The 22,399-nt window shown below is 57.0% G+C and carries 22 protein-coding genes; all 22 read right to left on the bottom strand.

What is annotated here, in order from left to right; all coding sequences use genetic code 11:
• Positions 1-84: 84 nt before the first annotated feature.
• The 22 genes from H0485_RS17325 to H0485_RS17220 all read right to left on the bottom strand — a co-directional run bounded on the left by H0485_RS17325 (position 85) and on the right by H0485_RS17220 (position 22,399).
• Positions 85-1,491 (bottom strand): hypothetical protein, encoded by a 1,407-nt coding sequence (locus H0485_RS17325; protein WP_226937200.1) that lies wholly within the window; start codon positions 1,489-1,491, stop codon positions 85-87.
• Positions 1,492-1,506: 15 nt separating this feature from the next.
• On the bottom strand, positions 1,507-2,310 hold the full coding sequence (locus H0485_RS17320) for a hypothetical protein (RefSeq protein WP_226937199.1): 804 nt from the start codon (positions 2,308-2,310) through the stop codon (positions 1,507-1,509).
• Between the two features lie 73 nt (positions 2,311-2,383).
• Positions 2,384-2,746 carry a hypothetical protein gene (locus H0485_RS17315; protein WP_226937198.1) on the bottom strand — a complete coding sequence of 121 codons (363 nt, stop codon included), beginning with the start codon at positions 2,744-2,746 and terminating at the stop codon, positions 2,384-2,386.
• 86 nt (positions 2,747-2,832) lie between these two features.
• Positions 2,833-3,261, bottom strand: a complete 429-nt coding sequence (locus H0485_RS17310; RefSeq protein ID WP_226937197.1) for a hypothetical protein — start codon at positions 3,259-3,261, stop codon at positions 2,833-2,835.
• A gap of 50 nt (positions 3,262-3,311) precedes the next feature.
• Positions 3,312-6,275, bottom strand: a complete 2,964-nt coding sequence (locus H0485_RS17305) for a putative type IV secretion/conjugal transfer ATPase (RefSeq protein ID WP_226937196.1) — start codon at positions 6,273-6,275, stop codon at positions 3,312-3,314.
• Positions 6,275-6,715: a hypothetical protein gene (locus tag H0485_RS17300; RefSeq protein ID WP_226937195.1), complete on the bottom strand. Its 441-nt coding sequence runs from the start codon at positions 6,713-6,715 to the stop codon at positions 6,275-6,277. The genes H0485_RS17305 and H0485_RS17300 overlap by 1 nt, the downstream gene beginning before the upstream one ends.
• A complete protein-coding gene (locus H0485_RS17295; RefSeq protein ID WP_226937194.1) occupies positions 6,712-7,017 on the bottom strand; it encodes a hypothetical protein in 306 nt (101 codons plus the stop codon). The genes H0485_RS17300 and H0485_RS17295 overlap by 4 nt, the downstream gene beginning before the upstream one ends.
• Positions 7,014-8,702, bottom strand: coding sequence for a DotG/IcmE/VirB10 family type IV secretion system protein (locus H0485_RS17290; protein ID WP_226937193.1), 1,689 nt, complete (start codon positions 8,700-8,702; stop codon positions 7,014-7,016). Before H0485_RS17290 ends, H0485_RS17295 begins: the two co-directional genes overlap by 4 nt.
• A 13-nt stretch (positions 8,703-8,715) precedes the next feature.
• Positions 8,716-10,143 (bottom strand): DotH/IcmK family type IV secretion protein, encoded by a 1,428-nt coding sequence (locus H0485_RS17285; protein ID WP_226937192.1) that lies wholly within the window; start codon positions 10,141-10,143, stop codon positions 8,716-8,718.
• 12 nt (positions 10,144-10,155) lie between these two features.
• Positions 10,156-10,869 (bottom strand): DotI/IcmL/TraM family protein, encoded by a 714-nt coding sequence (locus tag H0485_RS17280; RefSeq protein ID WP_226937191.1) that lies wholly within the window; start codon positions 10,867-10,869, stop codon positions 10,156-10,158.
• Entirely contained in the window at positions 10,869-11,546 is a 678-nt protein-coding gene (locus H0485_RS17275) for a DotI/IcmL family type IV secretion protein (protein ID WP_226937190.1), read from the bottom strand. The genes H0485_RS17280 and H0485_RS17275 overlap by 1 nt, the downstream gene beginning before the upstream one ends.
• 6 nt (positions 11,547-11,552) lie before the next feature.
• Positions 11,553-11,828, bottom strand: coding sequence for a hypothetical protein (locus tag H0485_RS17270; protein WP_226937189.1), 276 nt, complete (start codon positions 11,826-11,828; stop codon positions 11,553-11,555).
• Positions 11,829-11,830: 2 nt separating this feature from the next.
• Positions 11,831-12,949 carry a thioredoxin domain-containing protein gene (locus tag H0485_RS17265; RefSeq protein ID WP_226937188.1) on the bottom strand — a complete coding sequence of 373 codons (1,119 nt, stop codon included), beginning with the start codon at positions 12,947-12,949 and terminating at the stop codon, positions 11,831-11,833.
• A 146-nt stretch (positions 12,950-13,095) separates the two neighbouring features.
• A complete protein-coding gene (locus H0485_RS17260) occupies positions 13,096-13,758 on the bottom strand; it encodes a hypothetical protein (RefSeq protein WP_226937187.1) in 663 nt (220 codons plus the stop codon).
• Between the two features lie 123 nt (positions 13,759-13,881).
• Positions 13,882-15,006, bottom strand: a complete 1,125-nt coding sequence (locus H0485_RS17255) for a helix-turn-helix domain-containing protein (protein ID WP_226937186.1) — start codon at positions 15,004-15,006, stop codon at positions 13,882-13,884.
• Positions 15,007-15,504: 498 nt separating this feature from the next.
• Positions 15,505-16,176, bottom strand: a complete 672-nt coding sequence (locus H0485_RS17250) for a hypothetical protein (protein WP_226937185.1) — start codon at positions 16,174-16,176, stop codon at positions 15,505-15,507.
• Positions 16,177-16,461, bottom strand: coding sequence for a hypothetical protein (locus tag H0485_RS17245; RefSeq protein WP_226937184.1), 285 nt, complete (start codon positions 16,459-16,461; stop codon positions 16,177-16,179).
• 6 nt (positions 16,462-16,467) lie between these two features.
• Positions 16,468-17,076, bottom strand: coding sequence for a YcbK family protein (locus H0485_RS17240; protein WP_226937183.1), 609 nt, complete (start codon positions 17,074-17,076; stop codon positions 16,468-16,470).
• Complete coding sequence (locus H0485_RS17235) at positions 17,069-18,271, bottom strand: type IV pilus twitching motility protein PilT (protein ID WP_226937182.1); 1,203 nt, start codon at positions 18,269-18,271, stop codon at positions 17,069-17,071. The genes H0485_RS17240 and H0485_RS17235 overlap by 8 nt, the downstream gene beginning before the upstream one ends.
• A gap of 55 nt (positions 18,272-18,326) precedes the next feature.
• Positions 18,327-19,217 carry a type IV secretory system conjugative DNA transfer family protein gene (locus H0485_RS17230; RefSeq protein ID WP_226937181.1) on the bottom strand — a complete coding sequence of 297 codons (891 nt, stop codon included), beginning with the start codon at positions 19,215-19,217 and terminating at the stop codon, positions 18,327-18,329.
• Positions 19,214-19,456 (bottom strand): hypothetical protein, encoded by a 243-nt coding sequence (locus H0485_RS17225; protein WP_226937180.1) that lies wholly within the window; start codon positions 19,454-19,456, stop codon positions 19,214-19,216. Before H0485_RS17225 ends, H0485_RS17230 begins: the two co-directional genes overlap by 4 nt.
• 3 nt (positions 19,457-19,459) lie before the next feature.
• Positions 19,460-22,399 (bottom strand): hypothetical protein, encoded by a 2,940-nt coding sequence (locus H0485_RS17220; RefSeq protein ID WP_226937179.1) that lies wholly within the window; start codon positions 22,397-22,399, stop codon positions 19,460-19,462.

Here is a 22,399-nt window from a genome sequence, read left to right as displayed (position 1 = left end):
GCGCATCGTTATAGGCTGGCCAGTTCCTAGTCCTGTAGGTCGGGGAGGTGGGTCTGCTCATGCACCCCAGCTACCATATTGGATTCACGAGATGAATCCCTCACGGGATTTGCGCAACAGAGCCTTTGCGGCCACATTCAGACGCTGCTGGGCTTGCGAGTTGAATGCCTGCTCCGCGCCATTGGCAATCTTGCTGCTGTATTCAATGATCCCATCATCGTTAAGCCGCACGGGATACACGCCCGTCTGGCTCCCGAGGTGGCGGGTGAGGATCTTCTTCAAACCCTCACGGGCTTGCGCGACCACTTTGAAGCCAGGCGCACGAAGAGAAAGGATTTCGCCAAGAAACAGCAGCTCTTCGGGCTGGGAGAGCTTGCTCTTGCCCTTCCACGCCGTCGGCTCTCTGTATTTGTCGGCAATCTTGGGGTCGATGTAGCCGACAGGGCGAGCCAAATCTTCCATCCCATCCCGACGCACCAGCATGAAGTGCGAGAGAGCATCCATCTGCGCCGATGGTGCGCGATAGCCCTCTTCAACCTCCCCCTTCTTTTTGCCTTTCGAGGCCAGGGCAATCTTATAGCGCTCTTCACGCTCACGGCGATCTTCGGTGGAATCATAACCGAGGGTAATCCCGTCTTTGAACTCCGCTTTCAGCGTGTTGATCTCAGACCAGATTGAGGCAATGAAAGCCTCCACGTCTTTGACGATTTTCTTGTAACCGTCTGACTCCATTTCGACGTGGAATGCCTGCATTCGCCAGAAGCAGACATAGAGGATCAGGGCGGCATCCCAGCGAAGCGCATCAACCGCCTCGTCAATCTCTGACTTCTGAACAAGGCGCATTTCAGGAATGCGCAGAAACGGGTTCATCGGCCCAAACTGGCGATCGACAAAGTAATCTTTGATATTCTTCTGATCGAGCTGCAACTTGGGTTCTGCGCCGCTTTCTGCATCCACGACGATTGCTTTGATCGCACCAATGGACACCAGAAAATCAAGTGCAGTCATCGGCTGACGGCCAATGCCGTAAATCGAAGACAGGTCGAACATTTTATAGTCGGTAAAGAAGCGAACATCAGGCCGCGTCTCGGCATATTTATCCATCACGTCAGTAAAACTGCGCCCGAATTTCAGCTCTGCTTTACTCGTGATCTGGACATGCTTCTTAATGTGGTCCTTCTCAATTCTGCCCAGTGCCAAGAAGCACAAAAGCAGAATGAGAGCAGTGAAAACCAGTCCATAAATCAGACTGTTCCAATAGATCATATTGAACGCTGGAACAGTGCCGGTTCTCAAAGAAGAAATCGTGAAGTATTCGGAATATGGCAGCAGTTTATTCAGGAAGGGCAGCTCGATGCTGCGCAGTATCCCGTAAACGAGCGCGACTTGCGGACGCGCTGTGAACCAAACGGCGGTTGCAGCCAGAGCCACGGCCCCGACACCAAACGCGATCAGGGCTACAGGCCCGAGCGGTTCGTTCTTACTCGCCATATTCCCTCCTTGCGATCAGCTCTCCGAGCCTTTCGTCTTTGCAGTGGCCTTGCCGGTGCGCTTTTTGGCTTCCGACCCTGCCTGTTCGCTTTCGATCAGGTCATCAGACTTCTTGGTTCTCTCAGCGCGGCGGGGCTGCGCTACGAGGTATTTTTTGAGAAAGGCCACGAAATCGCCTACCTCCATATCGACAGCACGGTTGAAGCCGTAATGGATCATGCCCTTCTGCGCGAAGCCGACGTAGCTCTCTGGAATGCCGCCTTGGGCATATGCCCACTGCCAAATGCGGTGTGGTGAAACCAGCATCGGCAGATGGGAGGACACGAGAGCATCCAAAGTCCCGAGATCGAGACCTTCATGCTTTCCGCTCACGACTTCACTCAGCAGGCTCAAAAGGAACTGATTGCGCTTGGAGAACGGAGGACGCCCTTGCAGGGAGCCTTTGCGCAGCAGGGCTTCTGCTTCAACACCGCGAGGCAGCTTAATGCCTTGGCGCGTGTTCTTTTTGGTGGTGGTCAGCTCGATAAGGCGAGCTTTCGAGGTGGCCGGAATACCCATGCCTGGGCGACACCAAAGCCACGCTGACTGGCGTGATACAGAAAAGACAGTTTGAATCCCTTGCGACACTCCATCAGGAAAATTTACTGCGCAGACATAACGCAGCGTCAGCCCAGGATCGCCCGCAAATTCTTCGGGCAATTCATAGTCATCAGGGTTTTGTTTTTGAGCCTCCACCAGAAGAACATCCAACGGGTCCAGCTTACCGGACACGTCGATGTTAAAGTCTGCTTGGCTCACGGATTTTTCTATATTTTTCATACCGCTTCTGGCTCCCGATCTAGCGCCGGATCAAAATTCCTGTCTACACTCTATAGCATAGGTTGTAGAGGGCTTAACCCGCTGCACCCAACAAAGCATTCGGAGCGACAGCAGCGATAATAGCCGGAATCGTCAAAAGTCCACCGACCAAAAGGATAAGGACGCCACGCAAAGCGGTTCTGCGCGAGTTGTCTCCATCCGCATTATGTTGCCAGAGATAGAACAATCCGAAAGCGACGACCAAAATGCCTGCGGCCCCGCTGATATACATAGTGATATTAGCTGCGCTCGTAGACAGCTCTATCGCACCGGCCTCAGTCAGCCGCGAGTTTCTGGCCTCATCGCGCCCATCCATTATCACCTGCAAAGGTGATGCCGGTGATCCTTCCTGCGCGTAGCTGGCCGTAGCCAGAAAACTGACGGACAGGGAAGCCAAGTATTGTGCTGCTCTTCTAATCAAACCTGCCTCCGTCTAGCAGTGCCGGTGAAGCCCCGCAGGGCTTCACCGAGGGTTTCGACAGATTAGCTGCCAGCGCCCACGAGGATCTGCGGTGCGATAGCGGTGACGATCGCGGGAATGGTCATCAGACCGCCAATGACGATCATGGCAATGCCCTGACCAGCCGAGCCACGGGCCTGATCGCCTTCTTTCTGGTGCTTCCAGAGCTGGTAGATGCCGACGATCACCAGAGCGATACCGATAGCACCCGCGCCGTAGAGCAGGACGTTGGTGAAGTTGGTGGCCGCTTGCTGCGCCCCTTCACCCGTGAAGCTCGAACCTGCTACAGCTTCCAGACCGCTTTGGTTTGCCTGAAGCGCTCCGCGCACGTTGGCCGCTCCCTCCTGTGCAAGTGCTTGGGTGACAGTCAGCGGAGCCACGGTCGCTGCGATCATCAGTTTTGCCGGAAGGTCACGAGCTTCCGAAACGAATTTAGTCAGGGCCTTGAACATTACCTCACTCCTTTTTTCAACGAGGCGACACACGAGAAAGAGCCAATCCGTCACGGATTATGCTCGTTGTAGAGGGTGCGAGCGATTTCCGTAGCCACGTCCTGCGAACTAGGAATGCTTGGTGCGACCCGATCCCAGTAGCGCTTGGCCGAACCGTTCGGGAAGCGACTGGCTAGGATTTCGAGAGCGCTTGAGAAATCTCCGCAGATTTCGGTCAGCGCCTTTTTGAGCGCCCGATCTTCCATCGTGGTCGTCAGCGCCCAGATGCGGACGGGACCAAGACGGTTGCGGGCCAAAAGCCAAGACTGCCTTCCTTGGAAAGAGCGGCGGATCAGGATGGTCGCACCCTGCCCAGGCACGGGGCCGGTGCAGTGTTCCATCGCCTGCTCCACCACAGCATCATCGGCTTTGAAAATCTTTTGCAGGTTCTCCTGCTCTGTGCGGGTCGCCACCTTCAAAATGAAGAGGTTTGCCGCAAATTCGGTGTATTTGGCAAAGTCATCGAGCCGCTGGCTGACCAGCAGCACTTCCAGACCCCACTTCCGGCCCTGCCGCACATCCTGGTCGATCTGGTTTGCCATGATCGGAGAGCTGCCGGTGATATGGAACTCGTCAAAGCAGAACCGCTTGCGGGTCTGGCTGACCTCTGCCACCCGCTGCCGCCAGTATTTGCGGTAGATTTCGCCCATTTCCCCCGTCGGCACGGCCATATGGCCCACTTCGTCAACGTCACCCGAGATTTTCTTCATGAACAGCTCGCGGGCCATCATGAAGAACAGCAGATTGTTACGGAAATCCGCACCCGAAGAGGGTGACATGATGATGACGTTTTTCAGGTCCAGCGACACAACACGGGCAGAACCAATATCCAGCTCCGTCGGGCCGGAGAACGCAGGGAAAGCGTTGATGATCGAGGTGATCTGGGTGCGGACAGCACGGCAGAGGTCTGTGCCATGAGCCCGTTCAAACTCAGGCTGCGAGAGAGCCGTCAGGCAATCGTTCAGCACTGGCATTGCATAGCGCTGTGCGCGGATTGCCAGATCAACCTGCCCCAGTTTCATGAGCTGATCGGTCACGGCATACCACGAGAGGTTTTCGTGGGTTCGGATGCCGAAGCGGTCAATCGCTTCGTCAATCTCGCGGTCCATATCGGTCTGGTAGATTTTCTGACCCGACGAAATGCCAATGTCCGAGTAGCGATCATAGAGCGCTGTAACCAGCGTCTCGATCAGCGCCATCATCCCTTCGCGGCCTTCCAGCTCCGAGCAGGCTGCGAGCAGGAAGTTGGTCACAAACGCCTTTTCGCGTTGCAGCGGCAGTCTGCGGCCAAGGCCAATATCAAAGGGGTTGATCCGATAGCCACGGGCCTGCTCTTCGTTGCGCAGCTTGACGAAAGCCACCTCATGCCGCCGATCGAGCGGCAGTGCCGCCTGGATCGTCTCGATGAAGCCGTAGGAGCTTTCACCCACGTCCAGAATGCCAATGTAGGGGATCAGCGAAGACGGGTAATAGGCAGCAAAATCCATGTTGAGCGAGTTGAGCAGCATGGATTTGCCGGAGCCAGGCGATGCGAAAATCAGGCCAAACCAGCTATCCTGCATAGGCGAGTGCGCCTTGAAAGGCATCGGCTGGCCGTCAAGCGTGGTGTAGATCGTCTCGCCTTCGCGCTCGATCGGGGACTCGATGTGGAAGGGCATGGCATAGCCCATTTCATGCGCCGGAGCGATCGCAGGATTGCCGGTGCGGGCAACTGCCACCATTCCAGGGCAAGTCTCGACCAGAAGCCGCATCGGGTCCGAGGTAGAGTCCTTGATCGTAGGGCTTTGCCAAGAGTTGAAGGCACGGGTCAGACGTGAGCGCCGCTCTGCCAGCAAAGAGGCGTCTTCGTGCGGCTCGGTCCAAGTCGTCGCATAAATGCGCGTGTAGACATAGGTGCGGCTGTCATTGCGCATTTCATCCAGAATACCGTCAGAGGCATGTTTGATCTGGCGGTTGGTGTTGGAAAACAGCGAGCCGATGGTAGCGAGGGTGTGTTTGATCCCGTTGACCTTTGCCCCGCCCTCCATGTGGAAAGCCACGCGGAAAGGCATGGGATCAGTCATATTCGTGGAGCCGTTGATATTGCGCAGCAGGGCGTGGAAACTCACCATGCGCTGCGGGAAAGCCGACATTTGCAGCACCGCATAGTTGCGACCGCCGACGGTCACAGTGCGCAGATCATTTGACGACGAGGCCGCAGAGGTGAGCATCTGGCGATCAATCGGCTCATTGAAGAGCGTCGAAACATCAGAGCTGACCTTCTTTTTCGCAGTCGGATAGGAAGCAAAACCGGCCGGTTTCGGAGACCAGTTTTCCGGTGTCTCGTGGTAGAGAATAGAACGGCGCACTTCCGTCAAATCCTCCCGCCCGCCGTCCTTCACGCCCAAAACCCGCGCATCAAACTGGTTTGCAGCCAGTGTCGCCAAAACCTGCTTCACAAAGCCTTTGTGGTTGGCTTGCAGGCTTTCATAAGGTCCGTTGGGGTCTTGGATCGCACGGCTCGTTATGAGCTTGCCGGTCGTGGACATGCGGATGCGCTTATCTTCACGGTAGGCCGAAGGTTCAGCCGCATCCCGATAGGTCCAGACTGCGATCAGGATGACTTCACGGGCCACGCTGGAATAAAGGACGCCCTCAGTCTCATTCACCGCAGCCTGAATGGACAGGCCCTTACGGCGGGCTGCGTCTTCCAGAGGCGCGATCAGACGTTCAACGTCCTCTGCGATATTATAGCTGCGCTCAAACGTGACTGTAATCGCCCGCCCCTTGGCGCGAAGCGAAGAGGAAATGTCGCGCAGCACACGCGAGCAGCGCTCGATGCCCTCATTGGAGGACATGATGGTGGACACGCCCTCAAGCCGGATGATCGTGCAGGTAGAGCCATCATGCGCGTAGAAGCACGGATCATCCGCGTTGGGGCCTTCATTCTCCGACATGCCCGCAATGTCGCAGTAGTGATAAATCTTCCGCGCCATTATTCGGCCTCCTTCTTTTTGAAGGCGTCCCAGACATTCAATGCGCTTTGTTGAGCGATCTGTTCTGCGTCATAAAACATGGGATAGTTTTCGAGAGCGGTGCGCTTGATGGCTCCAAGTTCACGGGTGTCATCATCACCGGAGACGAAATTCAGAAGCGTCTGCGAAACCTCGTGATAGGTCAGCAATGACATACCGACTGCGCCTTCACCCGAGGTCAGCACCCCCTCTTCAAACTGGATGTGCTTGGCAATGTGAATGAGCGCAAAGAGATCGGCTTCCAGCTCGTCGTCATGCTCTTCAAGCGTCAGCTCGACTTTCTCTGGATCTTCCTCAGACCGCACAATGCGCAGGCCGAGCGGCAGGAGACCTGTTGCCATCGGGTTAAGGTCTTCGGCTGCAAGACGCTTAAATTCAGGGATTTTCATGTCGTTGCTCATGCAAACAGTCCCGAGAAAAATCCGACGATGACGCCAAAGATGGTGAAGAGAGAGCCGACAACCGCAGCCGCGACGTGCTTCCAGCGGTCCTGATCGTCAGGCTCAGACACAAGCTGGAACATGGACCATGCCACCAGCCCGATCCCGAGGGCCGAGGCCACATAGACCAAAACCCGCGAGGCCGTTTGGATCAGGTCCACGCCGGTCATAAAGACCGTATCGACCGTTTGAGCCGAGGCGACGGCAGGGGCGAGGCTTGCCCCTAAAGTCGCGGCTATTTTCCCGATCCAGCACCGCATCATTGGCCGACCCCTGCGCGAATTGCCGAAGGGACACCGCCCGCGTTACCGCTGCCTGCCGCGCCGGTTTGCCCCCAGGAGTCGATGGTCCAGCCATCGTTGGGGCGCTGCTCAGGCATCGCCGGAGGCTGACCGACAGCTCCTGCCACGCTGCCCTGCGGATCAGGACGGCCCACGAGGGCATCAATGCCAACATCGGTGGATTGGCCTGTGCGCGGGTTGTAAGCGCTCTGGCCGCGCATGGTCTCAGGGTCGTAGACAAGCGTATCCACGAAAACGAGACCGAAGATATGACCGCCTGGGGCCGAGATCGTCGGTGGGCGCTGCCCGTTGCGCTCGATCTCCCGCGAGATATTCCGCCCGACTGGGCCGAGGGCGCCAGCCAGCAATTCGCCATCGGTGAGATCATTGCGATTACGGGGGATAGTCACCTGTCCGTTGCCGGTGTTCAGGATAACTGTATCTCCGCTACCGTCGGTCAGACGATATTCCATGATCCGGCCTGCCCCTTCAAAGAGACCAGCCAAGAAGAGAGAGCCGAAGTTTTGAAGCCGGTGCTTGTCGATCTTCGCTGCCACGCCGGTTCTGGCTGCATCAGCAGAGACAGCAATGCCTGACATTGGGATTTCACGGCCATCAGTCAGAATGATGCGATTGAAAGAGATCGAGGCGTTCTCGCGGGTGAAGCCAACACCGCCTTCGATCCGAGCATTGTGCAGCGGGCCATAGGCCCCCGAGTCCAGAATATCGGTCACGATCGCATAGACCGGAAGGCCGCGCACATCGTCTGAATTGAAGCCGTAAAGGAGACGGGCGTAGACCATATCCCCTGCACGGGCGAGAACAGTGCGGCCTTGTTGGGCCTGCCCGACACGGCGATCATGATATGCCTGTGTCCCATAAGCCTGCCCCAGCTCGTTGATGCCAACCAGTTCGGGGCGAGCTGCACTGCGCTCATTGGGATGGGGCGAGCCAAAGAGATCGGTCGTGCCGATGCGGTAATCCTGAAACACCGATGGGCGAACAGGCGGCTCCATGACCGGCTCTGCGAGACCGCCAGCATGGGCCGTTCCGACCAGACCCATGAAGATGAAATCGAGCGCATCAAGCAGCAGATTGGAATGCTCTTCCTTAACGCGGATGGTCGTCACTTCGCGCTGCGGCACTTGCAGGTCAATGCGCAGGCGGTTGCCGTATTCACCGTAGTAGTTCCAGTGATCTGCCACGGGAGCAGGCGCAGGCTCAGGCTCGACTTCGGCCACAACCGGCTCGGGTTCAGGCTCCGGCTCCGGTTCAACCTCTGCAACAACCGGCTCGGGTTCAGGCTCCGGCTCAATACGATCTTCAAAGATCGCACGGGTCAGCTCGTCGCCATCGGTAGAGGATCTGATTTCGGTAACGACAGGAGGGGCAATGTAGGCGGTTGCCATGTTCTGCCCACTGGCCTGCATCGCCTCTTCGGCCATACGCCCATGCAGCTCCGAGCGGCGCGAGGCTTCTTCCTGCACCACCGGAACCATTGGATTATTCCGCGCATTCGGAGCAATACGATCTGCGGCGACGACTGCGGGAACAACACCGGCAGTCTCGTTCTTATCGGGCCGCGAGGTCAGTGAGGCCGTAACCGCGATCCCAACGACAAGCACAATACCTGCCAGTGACGCGATGATGGTGCGAAATCCGAACATTTCAGCGTCTCCCTCACTCGATATTCATGACAAATTCGCGCCCGCGCAGATCGACTGCGAGGATGCGCCCGACGGGCGGGCCATATTTGAAGACACGGAAAGAGCCGTCAGAGGACGAACCACCGGCATCGTAAGCTGGATTCACGATCTCGAATGAGCCGCGCAGATAGAGCGCCCCATCAAAGAACCAGCCTTCGGCAATGCCGCCGCCGCCGCTGATCGAGGCCCGACGTGCGCCCTGGGGCGGGGAGCCAGCAAGGAAGTCATCAAGGTAGCGGTCAGGGTTGTATGCCGCCTGCCCTGCGCCGCCACGCGAGCCAGGGGCTGCGGCGGTTGCAACGGTCATAGGCCGCTCCTGCGGCGAAACCCCAGGCACGGTCACGGTCACAGTTCCGTCGGGCTGGCTTTGTCGCGGCAGAGCTGGCACGGTCATCAGCGAGATAGCACCGGCACGGCCTTTGAGCTTTACGCCAATGGTCCCGCGATGATTGTTGCAGGCGGTCATGTAGAAGGTGGACGAACCTTTGAGGTCGATCCGCTGCAAGCCGGTCTCGATTTCACCGCAGGCCCCGTTAATGGCGATGACGCCAGAAGGGAACACGACTTCTTCGATCGGCCACGGGGTCTGCGAGCTGTCCATGAAACTTACATCCGTCGTCACCCCAGGCCCTACAATAATCGGGGTCACAGACCTGTCGGTGCGGGTGTCGATGGGATCAATGCGAATGGCGCGGGCCGACGGATTGATCCAGTTGTTTGCCAGTTCTCCTGCGCGGGTCGTCCCATAGGGAGACGGCACATCAGACTGCACCGATACCGTCACGGCTGCATCGACAACAGGATTTGGCGAGCTGGAACCGGAGCGAATATCGAACATCATGGGCCGCGTCTCACCTTGCAGCAGAACCTGCATGGTGGTTGTGGTCCAGAATTGACAGGGCATCAGCGTCAGCACGTTGCCCATGCCCTCAAGGCGGGCGGCGCTGCCGCCGTCGCATCCGTCGTTGTTCACCCGCAGCGCCCGTTTGTCGAAGCTCGCGCTCTCGACCGGCCATGCTTCGCCCTGATGATCGAAGAAGGAGAGCGAGGTCACGGTATCGGACCACAGGTTCAGGGTCTGGGGCATATAGGGCTCGGCCTTGCCGCCGCCGATCAGGTCGATACGGCGCGACATAGATTGCCGTGCGGTGTCGTTGGTATAGCCGGTCACAGCCCGCGCCCGCTCTTCTTCAAGCTGGCGCTGACGCAGAGCTTCGATCTCTTCGGGGCTGGCAAATTCTGCCGCAGCGCGGTCGTTGATCTCGCGGCGCAGCGCTTCGATCTGCTCGGGTGTCGGCGGCGGAACATTGGCCTGCTGCTGCTGTTGTGCGAATGCCGGAGCTGCGGACAGCGCGGCCAGCAGCGCAACAGTTGCGGCGCGGAGGGCGGGTTTCTTTGCCAAGGGTATACCTCCTTATTGCTGCGCTGCGGGCGGGGCCGATGCGTCTTGAGACGCTTCACGGCCTGCCAGCGACTGCGAGGATGACATGGATGCGACCAGCAGACCGTCGGGGTTATCGGCGGTAAACTCGGCGCGGCGGATAGTGAGAACGATAGTGCGGCTCTCAGGCCGGTAGTTCATCGAGCGGTCGCTGTTCATGCCCCCCGTGTAGGCAAGGGTCATGGGAACAGCGACTTCCCAAGTGTAGAAATTGCCGTCAGTGCCTTGGCTGCGGATGCTCGCAGGACCGGACGGCACGGCTTTCAGAACGAAAGAGTTGTTCACCACCGAAGGCAGGATATTGCTGTCCCGCAGGCCCCGCGTGGCGTCGGCCCGCGCTTCGGGCGTGAAGCGCGTAAGGGTCACACCGTCCAGCGTCTTGCGCCAGTTGATGTAATCGAAAGTGTGCATATCGGCTGCGGTCTGCACTGCGAAGTTCATCACGGCTGCATCCGTCACATCACCGCGTTCATTCAGAGGGGCGAAGGTGCAAACTGCGGCAGCGTTCTGGGTGTAGATAAACTTCTGCTGCGGGAACCGACTGTTCATCGCATAGATCAGGAGAACGCACAGTGCGATCGCCGCGACCAGCAGAATGCCAAGCAGGATGACCTGATTGCGCAGCGATGCGATCTCGCGCTGGCCGACCATCTGCTCAAGATCAATCTCTCTGGGTGTCTTGCTCATTACTCTGCTCTCAGTCGCTCGATCATCGTGCGGTTCGGAATGCCCTGGGCCTTAAATTCGGAGACGGCTACGCCACGGAAGTTCCGCGCCGTCGGCGGCTGCTCCACCAGCTTGACCGTCGCCACGATTGCCTGCGTCAGCTTCGGGTCGTGCTGCACCCCTTCAACCGTGCGAGCGCCCGTGCCGTAGAAGACCTCAAACGGGACTTGGACGGTCCAGCTCCGCACCGGCCCGACCGAGCTTTCGGAGACGATAACGGGCGGCTCCATCAGGCGGGCAGAGGCGGAAAGATAGTTGCGCTGGACGCCTGCAAGCAGCCTGCCCCGCTCAAAGGAATACATGAACGTGCGGCCCGCTTCCGGTATCATGAAGCGCCCTACTGCGCCTTGCAGCACTTCATCCCAGTTCAGATAATCAAAGGTGTTCAGCTCGATCACGGCTTCTGCCGCGAATTTCGCCAGCGCCACCCGAGAGTAGATGGCCTGATCGAGAACACGAGGCTCGCAGGCCATAGCAAACTCTGTCGGAGCGCCCGTGGCCTGTGCGGAAGCAGCGGGCGTGACCCAGTTGAATTTCACCGGATCAACGCCATAGGTCAGCGCCCAACCGAGCATCAGTGCCGACGGGATTGCGACCGCATTGCCGATCAGGAGAGTTGTGCGCAAGGCCCCCAGCATGTTCGATCACTCCAACATGAGAGGGTTGATAAGGCATCCAAAGCGCGAGCCGTCGGCCACATAAACTTTGGTGTCCATCGTATTGATAACGGCCCATGCGATACCCGCATTCACGAGCAACAGCAGCATGATCGCAGAGATCATCATGGTCTTGATGAAGTTGAGCTGATTGATCTGTGCCATCATCCCCATTGGGCCGATGACGGGATCACGAAAATCGTCACCCCAAGCGGTGATCTTCGCTTTCTTCTGTTTGTTCCGACCGAAGGGAAGCGAAACCATGATTATCCGCGCCCTTGCAGTGAGAGGATTTCGCCAACGGTTGTGGCCTCATAGCCGCGCAGCATCTTGGCTGTGCCGTCAGGCAGACCCACGATGATTGCAGGCACACCGACCAGATGCGTCTGGCGACCAAAGAGATAGCGCATCAGCGTCATGTTCTCGTTGGAGACAAATTCGATTTCGGGAGAGATCGTCCCTTCCATCGTGGGGCGGTCGCCGCCGCCCACCACGGCCCGCAGGCGCTCGGCCATAGCAGGATCTTCTTTCACGTTGACGGATTCAGTATTGCCATCCGCTCCCGCGATCAGCTCCACGTTACCTTCACCCATGATATGCGTGATAAGAGGAATACCCCCGTCGCCAAGGGCGAGAGTGGGAAGCCATTTGCTGTCCACCTTCCCATCCATATCCACATAGAGCTGGTGGCAGTAAGGGCATTGGGCGTCGAAGAAGACGTAAACCGGCAGGTTGCCCATGCCGCGCACCCCATCCGCATCGACGCCAGCGGCGCGATCGAGCAGTTGCAGGATGCTTGCGGCGATCTCCTTGTCGGCCAGCATGGCGTTGATCGCCAGATCATTGCCTTCCGCGATTGCTGCGCTTTGCGCCTGGGCCTGTGCAAACTGCTGATCGGTATTTCCGACAACCGCCGGAGCCTGCGGCAATGCAAGCTGCGCCACGGCTTCGGCGGGAAGCTGGGCGCGATCCATCGGGACCGGCTGCATGTTGGCGTCAAAAGCGAAATAGGTTCCGGTCAGGGTGTCCAGTGCGTAAGCGGCGTTCCCGACGGTCACGACGCGGACAGAGTTTGCCGGATCGGTTGCCAATGCAGTTGCAGCAGGCAAAGCAGCTTGAGGGGCTGCGGGAACTGGCGCTGCAACTGGTGCAGTCGTGGGCAGTGCAGCCAGAGCGGCGACCGCAGGAGCCGGATCACCAACGGTAATGCGGATCGGCCCGAAAACTGAATTGAACAGCATCGCGCTCGAAAGCAGCAAGGCTGTGGACCCAAGAACGACCGCAAGCGTAGCACGACGGCGGGCAGCAGGATCATGGGCATGAAGCGGCTGGGGCTGCTGATAGGCAGCGGTATGAGCCGTAGTGCTGGGTTGTTCGGTCTGCATTCTGTCTCGCTACCCTGTAAACAACAAATTAGCATTAGACAGTAGATTAACCGAATTTCAGTCTTAGACAAGCTATTCGCTGACGTTAGGACATAAAAAAAACCCCTGCTGTTGCAGGGGCTGTTCTTGTCCAGATTTATGCCGGTTCACATGGATGGCGAAGGCATCGGTCGGGCGCTCGGGCGCTGCTCCGGCGATTGCTTGCGCATCACATATTCGACCTCTTCCTGGGAGAGCGTGTTTTCCAGCGCCAAAACCTGCTGCATGTTTGGCGGGATGTTATGATCCAGCATCTTCTCGTCAATCAGCGATTTGCGGTCGGCCTTGGGAATATCGACCTTTGCGGTGTAGAGGAACTGCCGCAACTGATCCCCAACTTCGTGCCGCGCATTTCTGATTTTCGCAGAGAACTCCTGAACGCTCTCGATGATTTCTTCCTTGCGATCACGGAATGCGTCCAGATCACCCTTTTGCAAAAGCTCACGCGCCTGGGCCACCGGCCCTTCCATGATCTTCTTGGCTTCGCGGTTCAGCTCGGCCTTCTTCGAGGTCCAGAGGTTCTGCGACATATCATTGAGCTGATACAACACCTGCTGCGTGTTGTTCACACGGGGGTTGTTCAGGTCAGCTTTCTCGACGTGCTGCAACAGCTCGGAGAACTCGCGGGAATCCAATGTTGCCAGACGATCCTTGAGCGCTTGCTGACCACCATCGGTAGCGATCCCGTATTGATTCAGCAGCTCGCGGAACTCGGCATCATGCACCGCACGGGTAGCAAAAATATCGTGCCTGATCTCACGAGGGTTCATCGGAATAACGCTTTCCTTAGTCTGTTCCCCTGTTTGGGGCGGTTATAGTCAGAAGACAGTGTAAAACACATTTAGGCTCTTGTCATTGGCTCGAAAGCATAGGGCGTAACAATGATATGTTTTTTACGCGACGTGAATGCGACCTTTTCGCCGTTTTGCTATTATTTGCAAGCCTTTGACCATGTTCAGCGCTTTTTTCTCCCAGCGACTGACCAGACCGTTGAGGTAGCGGTTTGGATCTTGAACAGGGTTCCGCTTCCTCTGCATGGCATCTTCCAGAATGGAAAGAACCATGATTGCCGCATGTGGCGGTAACGTCAGGGCAAGGTTGTTGATTGCCCGTTCATCAATTCCCAATTCACGGCCTCTAAACTGTAGCACCTGCCCTATGTTCCCAGTTTCTTCAAACATCTGGACGTAAAGCAGCGTCTCTGGTGTCAGAACCAGCTCAAGGTCTGGAACCTCATTGCTTGTTGCAGGTCTGATACTGGCGCGACGCTCAAGGTTAGCGGCCAGCTTACTAAGAATTTCTTTTTCTTTCTCTGTATATTGTCGGTCAGAAATGAAGGACCGATCATTCATTTTTTTCTGCAAAATCTTCTGAATCCAGAGGCTTACTGCGCGAAGGTGGATCAGATGGGCGGAAATCTTCTGATGCGAGCATGAAGAGGGTCGCTGGGGCCAGCGACTGATCGCTTCCGCCAGACGCTTTGAGGCTGGATCAGGCAGACAGCCGGAGACAAAGAGGGTGGTGATTTCACAGCGAAGGCGGGCCACTTCCTGACGTTGCAGATGGCGCTTCTCTGCTTCGGCTTTCGCCTCTGCCATGCGCTGCTCGATCCTGTCGGTAAGCTCGTGGTAGCGCTCAACCAAGGGTCGCAGGCTGATGCCATAGCCAAGCTGCCCGTCGCGGCGACCATTAAGGGATGTGTTGCGCTCGATGATGTTCTCTTGGAACAGCTCTCGCTCGATGCGATAGAGCTTGGAGGTTGACCACCCAAGCCGTTCAGCGATGACCTTGGCAGGAAGGTGGAACAGTCCGCTTCCGTCAATGAGGCGGCTGGCGGGGACACAGTGGACAGCCTGACGCAGATACGTCTGCATGTCCTTGGTGATCCCGATGTAATCGCCCTTGTAAAAGAGCTGATAGAGCTTCGATTTTACGCCATCGGCCCGCGCTTTTCCGCGTGGGATTTCTGCACCCTCAGAGCCTACCTCGTAGGCCCCTGTAATTTGTTGAAAAGCCATAGCTTTCTCCGCGTTTTGACAGCGAGGAAAAGCGAAAAAAAGATGCAGAAATTGTGCCGCTCAGGAGCGTTATGGCTTGCAGAGGCAAGCAAGAATGGCTATCTTGGAGTTAATCGAAAGTCCTGGTCGTCGCCAAACAAACAGGGACTTCGGATAACGGCTTGATAACCACACAGTTTCGCACCGGCTCGCTTTCCCGCGCAGCCGGTGTAAACTTTTCGGCCACAAGGAAAACTGGTGTGATATTCGCTACCTGTTTTTCGTCCTCGTGATCCTCCGTGTTTGAGACTTCCTACAGTAATGCCACCAAACTCTTGGTTGGGCAATCGCAATCTGTGCCACGTCTGTCCCGCACATGCTTCACTAACCATGCTATGCAACTGCATATTTCGTTGCATATACAAAATGATATGCAAAAGCATATGGTGTAACACACTTTTTGTTTGTTTACACGCCATAGGTCAAGCACAGTTTGATTTTTACAAAGAAATCAGGCCCTCAGACGATCACGAACCTCTGCCCCAGACGCTCAGTTTGCGCCTTCTTCGGGGCTTCGGCGGCAAGGCCAGCTTCCCCGAGCAGATACTTCGACCCGATAGAAACACCGTTGCCCCCTCGCATGAAAAAATATGAGGCGGCGGTCAGGTGGGCGGTCAGTTCGGTCAGATCACGAGCAGAAAGCTCGGTGATTCCCAAACTCCCATCCGGCGCAATAGTCGTCCCCCATGCGCGAATGTCCACCAATTCGTAGCCGAAGAGGCTGTTTTCCCGCTCCCGCAGGTAGACGGTCATCCGACTATCCCCCGTCGCGCTCACACCGCGATCAAGAAGGACGGCCAGCGCTGCGATCGCAGGCAGGACAAAAGCGCGGCTGAACCAGATGCTGTTCACATCAATCTCACCGCTAATCTTGGCGACACGATCGGTGAGGGTCATCAGGGCGGTGTAGCCTGGGCGCTCTTCGGCGTTCACGGAACCATAGGTCTCCATGAAATCCGTGGGCGAAGCTGCTTGCAGGATCGAAACCCGCAGCCGCTCAAACTGGCTCTCGTCATCGGTCAGAGCCAGATCGGTGAAAGCGTATGAAAGCGCGGCTTCCAATCTGTTCAGCAGCGAGCGCTGCTCCTGAAACGAGCTGTCATCAGCCAGAAGAGCATCAAGCACGGTCATTCAGTCCGTCTCCCATTGCAGCCGTTGAATGTAGCGTGTCCTCAATGCGTGAAGCCACGAGCTAATGGTCTGGTGCTTCGTGAAAGCCGCGACGTAGATCACGACTGCCACAAACACAAAAACCACAAAGAAGTAGAACAGGCCCTTCTCGCTTGAGAGGCCGTAGAGGATCGCGGGCGGGATCAGCGTGGCCCAGGGATCGAGACCGAAGACCGAGGGTGTGACCGCTGAAAAGCGCCACTCGACCGGCGTATACTCAAAAAGCTCTTCGTCCTTTAGCTGCATGGCCTTTTACCCTCTCGCTCTTTGCGCCTCTAGGCGGTGATCTCTCACTGCTACTGCGGTCCCCCAGCGGCGTGTGCCAGCTCCGGTATCAATATGGGTGAAGCTGCTATAGCCGCCTACTCCCCCGACTTGGGGAAGTGCATCGGCAATCGTGAGCAATGTGCGGTGCGGCACATTGCGGCCAAAGAAATCGGCCGCACAGCCCACACAATGCAAAGACCGCTGCGCTGCTCCCTCGATGCGGGCGTTGCGCTCGACGGTGCGATAACCAGAGTTGAGATAGAGCAGGACTTCTTCGCCGCGCTGGCGGGAAATCTCGACCTGTAGACGCGAGAGGTGGACCAGCAGGCGGGGGTCCATCCAGACCGCCTGCCCGCCGTCTTTTATGTCGCGCCAGAAGTAGCTGTAGCTCGCCCATGCCTGACGGTGGACACGGTTATCGCGTGACACAAACGGGTGGTTAAGGATTTCGCCGGTTTCTGGTCGCTGAATCCAGAGACGATCGGGACCAACAGTGCCGGTCGGCGTTGCGCGGACCACGGCAGGAGCCGCGAGGGTCGCAGCAGAGACCAGACCCCCGAGGATCAGGGAGCGGCGGGACAAGACATTACTCATTCGGAGGCTCCTTCTGTTCGTAGCCATAGCGTTTCAAGGCAAGGTTTGCGGTTTCGAGGCTGATGCGCCCCGCTTCCAGTGCGATTTCGATGCTGCGCTTCATGGACCGAGCGCGGTCCCCTGACTCCATCCACTCGCGCAAAAGCAGATGGTGGTTTGAATAGCCCGCCTTAATCAGCTCTTCGCTGCGCTGGGGCGTGATAACCACCCAGTCGCGCAAGCAGACCCGTCCAGGCTTGTCAGCCCGAGGCACGAGATACTGCGACATGAGCAAGCGGACATTCGAGCAGATTTCAGAGAACATCTGCTGCTGCTGGGAGGGGTCAAACTGCATGACCATCCTGCGAATGATCGCAGAGCTGTCATTGGCGTGGACTGTTCCAAATACAGGGTGGCCGGTAACGCTCGCATCCGCTGCGGCCTGAATGGTTGCGGGATCGCGCAGTTCCCCCACTACAATCAGGGAGGGCTTGCGGCGCATGGCGTTCACAATCCCTTCGCGGAATGAGGGAACGTGCAGCCCGACTTCGGACTGCGCTACTACGCAGGAGGTCGATGGCACATCGGAGAAGAGGTATTCGATCGGCTCTTCATAGGTTACGATGTTGCCCTTGATCGGGGTTTTTCCCTTCAAGATATGATCGAGGCAGGCTGCAAAGGTCGTCGTCTTTCCCGAGCCGGTTTCGCCTGCGATCAGGAAGGCCCCCTGCTGGATTGCAAATTCGTGGATCAGCTCTTCGGGAAAATCCACTTCATCCAGCGTCGGCGGAACGGCTTGGATATGCCGCATCACGAGCTGCTTGGCTTCGCCGCCGCGTCCGTTGATCGCTGTCGCGCAGAGACGGAAGCGCAAGCGGGGATGCGAGCCAAACTCGTCCTTGCGCGACATATCCCTGACCTCAAAGGCGTGGTTGTAGTCGCGGCCCGTCGCAAGCGAGGTTTTGATATTGTGGTTGCCGGTTAGGAGATAGGCAATGTCGTCGATCTGACTTTGCTGGAAGACATAGCTCGTGAGTGCATGGGGTTCGCCGTAGATCAGGCCGATGGCTGGCTCATTGGTTTGAAGGATAATATCAGAGGCATTCTGGGCGACGGCATGGGTAAAAAACTGCTCAAGTTCGGTCAGCGAGCCGATATGGCCGCGAAAGAGCTTCGTGTTTTCGCCGTTCTTGTCGTTGGTCGGTCGGAAAGCCATTGTGTCCTCACTTTTTTAACAGTGGGCCTCTTTTGAGGCCCACCCATGCAGCGTCTCAGCCGCGAGCGCGGAAGCGGCTGGCGACAGTGATGCGGATGCTGGTTTCGCCCTCGAAAGCGCGTTGGCCGTCTTCGGTCACACGCCAGCGACGGTTGGACACGTCCACGGTCGGCAGGGACACGGCCCCTTGCTGCGCGAGCTGGTGATAGAGCGTCATGCCGTTGTAATCGCGGTTCAGCGTGGCAAGCGCGGTCGTGAATGCGGCCCGCGCTTCGCGCACCCCTGTCACCCAGGAGTCCTTCACGGTGGAGCGCCACAGGGCATATTCGTCTGCGCCTTCAAGCTGAATGTCATCGGGCGGGCTGACAGAGCGGATGGGGAGCAGCAGATAATCCATCCACGTCGGAGCAATCGTGGTCAGCCGCGCTTCTCGGGTGATCTCGTATGAGCCGACGGTCAGATAGAGATAGTTGGGACCGGACAGTTCACGCACATTGTTGACGCGGGTGATGACTGGCGGGACGACATAGCCGTTTTGCAGCAGCAGACGTTGGAAGGGATAGTGGGCATTGAGGGCGTTGCGATACCGCGCAGCCATGAGGATCTTGTTGATCCGTTCGGATTCATAGGCGAAGCCGCCGCGAATGCCGACGCCGCGAGCCGCTGCCTCGATCACCCGCTTACGGGCGCCCGTGACGCGGAACGTGCCTTGGTCCCGATAGAAGCTGGAATCGGGGTTAGCGAGGTCGTTGAGGCTGATCGCCCGTCCGTTCTCGCGGTCTGTCACGCGCACATCCACGAGCTGATCTGCTGGGATTTGCACGGGAGCGTTCATAATATCCGACAGATCGAGCGGCGAACCGATCGTCTGCGCGGAGGCTGCAAGCGGGGCGGCAAGGAAAGCCGCCACGATGGCAAGCGGTTTCAGAAACTTGGCAAGCATCATTGCTCTTCTCCTTCGGTGGCGGTTGAGGTGCTGTAGCGCTCGGCTTTCATTGCCTTGGCGGTTTTGTGGGCCTGATAGCCAAGCATCAGCAGTTCGTGGACGCGGGCTGCGCGTTTGCTGGGGTCCGCAAGATGTCGGGCAAGCTCGGCCTCGAATTTCACGCGCTTGTCGAAACGCATGTTGAGGCGGATGATTTCGCGCTGGCCTTGCGGGATATTTGCTCTGTTCTTGGAGTTCATTCGTCAAAGCGCTCCCTGAAATGGCGTGTTCAAAAGGACCGCAATCGCGCGTTTGCAGTCTTCGATCTCGGTCTTTTCGGTGTCTTCGGAAGGGACGGTTTGTTCAGCCGTGAACTTCCATCTTGCGGCTTCATAAGCCGTGGTGATCTCGGCTTCGCCATAGGTTCCTTCGACTTCGGCAGGGACATTCGCGGTAAACCAGTCATAGGCCGACTTCATCGCCTGGGCCTCTGCCATCAATGCCTCTGCATCAGGCGAGCTTGGCGCTTCCAGCACGGCTTTGAAGTTTTCGGGAGTCATGAAGGCCCAAGCCTCCGGCAGAAGGTGCATCGGAGCGTCAACCAGATCACCGCTGCGCAGCCGCAGAGCAAAGGCGGTCTCGTCCGATCCATTGGTCTCTTCGCGGCAGGCTTTGACCATCGCGGAGAGTGCGATCGTCACCAGCTCGGAATTGTAGAAGGGGTGATCGTCCCCCAATGCAGGGATTTGCTCTGCGAGCTGATTGCTCCACCGCGACAGGATCGCTTCGACTTCCTCCGGCTTGAGAAGCGGTGAGAGGCTGGAACGCGAAAGTGTCGCTGCATCGGCCAGGAGGCGCTTGAAGTTGATCCCCTCAAGCATAGTCAGCTTGAATTTGGTCCCTTCCGGCAAACGCACCTTACCGCGTCCACGCCCTGCGGTGACGGCTTTGGTTTTTCTGACGATCTCGCCAAAGGTCATCACGGCAGCAAACTGAAGCATCAGCTCGTCGGCATCGGTCAGTGGGGCTTCGACGTTCTCGGATAGGTCATCCTCGGTCAGCTCTTCGGCCAGTCTGCCCTCCTTGACCAGCCAAACGGCCTTAGCGATCTGCTCGAACCAAAGAGCAAGATCGGCCTCGGACAGTCCGATCTTGCTCTTCAAGTGCTTCGTCACCACGCCAGAGAAGATCGCGGTGAAGCGGTGCAGGTCAGGATTTGCAAGCTCTGGCGTAGGAACAGCCAGCACTTTCCCGAGCGCGGAGCTGTCAAAACCACCGGCATCGCTCTGCACACCCATCGCCTTCGCAACATCGCCCAGGGCCATCTTGTGTGTTTCGTCAGGTTCTTCGGTATCTTCTTTGCTATCCTGCGAGAGCTTTGAATCAGCCTGCGGCAGCGGATTTTGTTCTGGCGCTGCGTTTTCGGATTTATTTGCTTCTGCGATGGCGTCGGCTTTTACCTCTGCCCCACCTTCATCAGCACTCGATTGCGAAGTATCAGATCCACCGGCTCCGGTGTTTTCATCCTCCGCAGGCTCGGTTTCATTTGCTTCGTCGCTTGCGTTTTCAGCCGCGTAGAGCGCATACGCAAGGCATTCGATCGAGTCATCGAGGTTCTTATCCCACAGGTCTGCATATGCGTCCTCGCTGTAATTTGCAGGATCGGCATTAGCGTCCGTGATATTGAAGTGGCCGATCAGGTAACTCAGACCGGCATCGGTGAGCTTCTGTTCTTCGTTAGCGGCAATGAAAAGATGCGCCCAAAGGTTCGAGTCGTCTGTGAGCGGCGGATCGAACACATCGAGACAGAGCTTATACGCAAATTTGTTCAGGAGCGTATTAGCAACAGCGCTGGTGAGTGCGTGTAAAGCATTCCGCAGTTCATCTGAAAGCTCGGCAGGCTCCACCGGCATTCCGTCGTCATCTTCATCAGCAGCCTGAACCGCAGCTTCAACGGTTTCAGTGGGCTGTTCATTCGTTAATACTTCGCTGCCGTTTTCTGGTGCTTCGCTCTCGGATTTCACTTCTTCGATACCGGATTTTTCCGGTTCGTTGTCTGCGGCCTGACCAATCCAAGGCTGGCCGTATTTCAAGCAGAAAGCTGCCGCATTGACCGAGACATTAGCTGCTTCGCTGGGCATTTCAACGAACGGTGCAGGATAGTTGTTCGTTTGCGAAAAGGTCTCCGCATTGAGCATTTCGCCGTTATCGGCATAGGCACACAGGAGAGGTATATCGCCACTCAAAGGGCCGATACGGCTCTCAAGTGCTACCCGCTCTTCATTATCGAGGTATCCAGTTATCGACTCACCATGACCCAGAGAAACATTAGAAACTTCCAGAACCATTAAAGGCTCAAGCTGGGACTTCTCTGCTTCTTTGGCCGATGGTGTATAGCGCCAAATGGTCACAAACCATTGGTTAAGCTCCGAGGCTTCACCAGTAAGATGACCCTGTTCTGCGGTTGCGAAGATAGGAGCCAAGCGTTGCGGTTCAAGCTGTTCCAGCGCAAACACAACAGCCCGCGTCCGAGGCAGTATGGTGTATTCGATACCGTAGTCTTTAAGAGGCGGGATAACACCATCAACAGCGTTGCCGTCCTCCATCCTATAAATATCGAAGACGCGGCTTTTCTCTACATCGTAAGTTCCGAAGCGCGGGAAACACTCTTGAACCAGCCAATCCAGCTTTACACCATAACCGCTCTGTTTGGTTGTAAGCCCCCCTGCTTCATAGAAGAGAGCAGCGATTACGTCAGGCACAACAACGCAGCTATGGGTGGTGTAGGTTGGATCAATGACATTTGCCATAAATCTGATCGCCGCACCCACAAGACGGCTGGATGCGAGATCGAAAAGACCCAGATCATCAGCGTCAACTGGTATGGCCTGATCTCTTAAAGTGAACCATTCGGAAAACAGATCGGGGTAGTCGCGGATCAGATCACGTTGAGAGTTCGCTTCCGCGCTTCCATCGCTATTCGGAACAGAAACTATGTTGAAAGCGGAGGTGAAGCGAGAAACACTAGGATCGCCAAGAAAGAGGTGAGTTACACCAGTAAGCTCGTGGTCATAACCACGGTTACATTCGGTAATGTGCAGCTTGAAAACCTGCTTATCACCGGAGAGAGCTTCACCAATGATAGGGCTTTGCAATCTGACTGGTAGCTTGAAAACAAGCGCCTTAACTTCACTCTCTTCCAT

The organism is Pseudogemmobacter faecipullorum, from assembly GCF_020539525.1.
In the GTDB taxonomy this organism is placed as follows: domain Bacteria; phylum Pseudomonadota; class Alphaproteobacteria; order Rhodobacterales; family Rhodobacteraceae; genus Pseudogemmobacter; species Pseudogemmobacter faecipullorum.
This window is presented reverse-complemented; position numbering and strand designations above follow the sequence as displayed.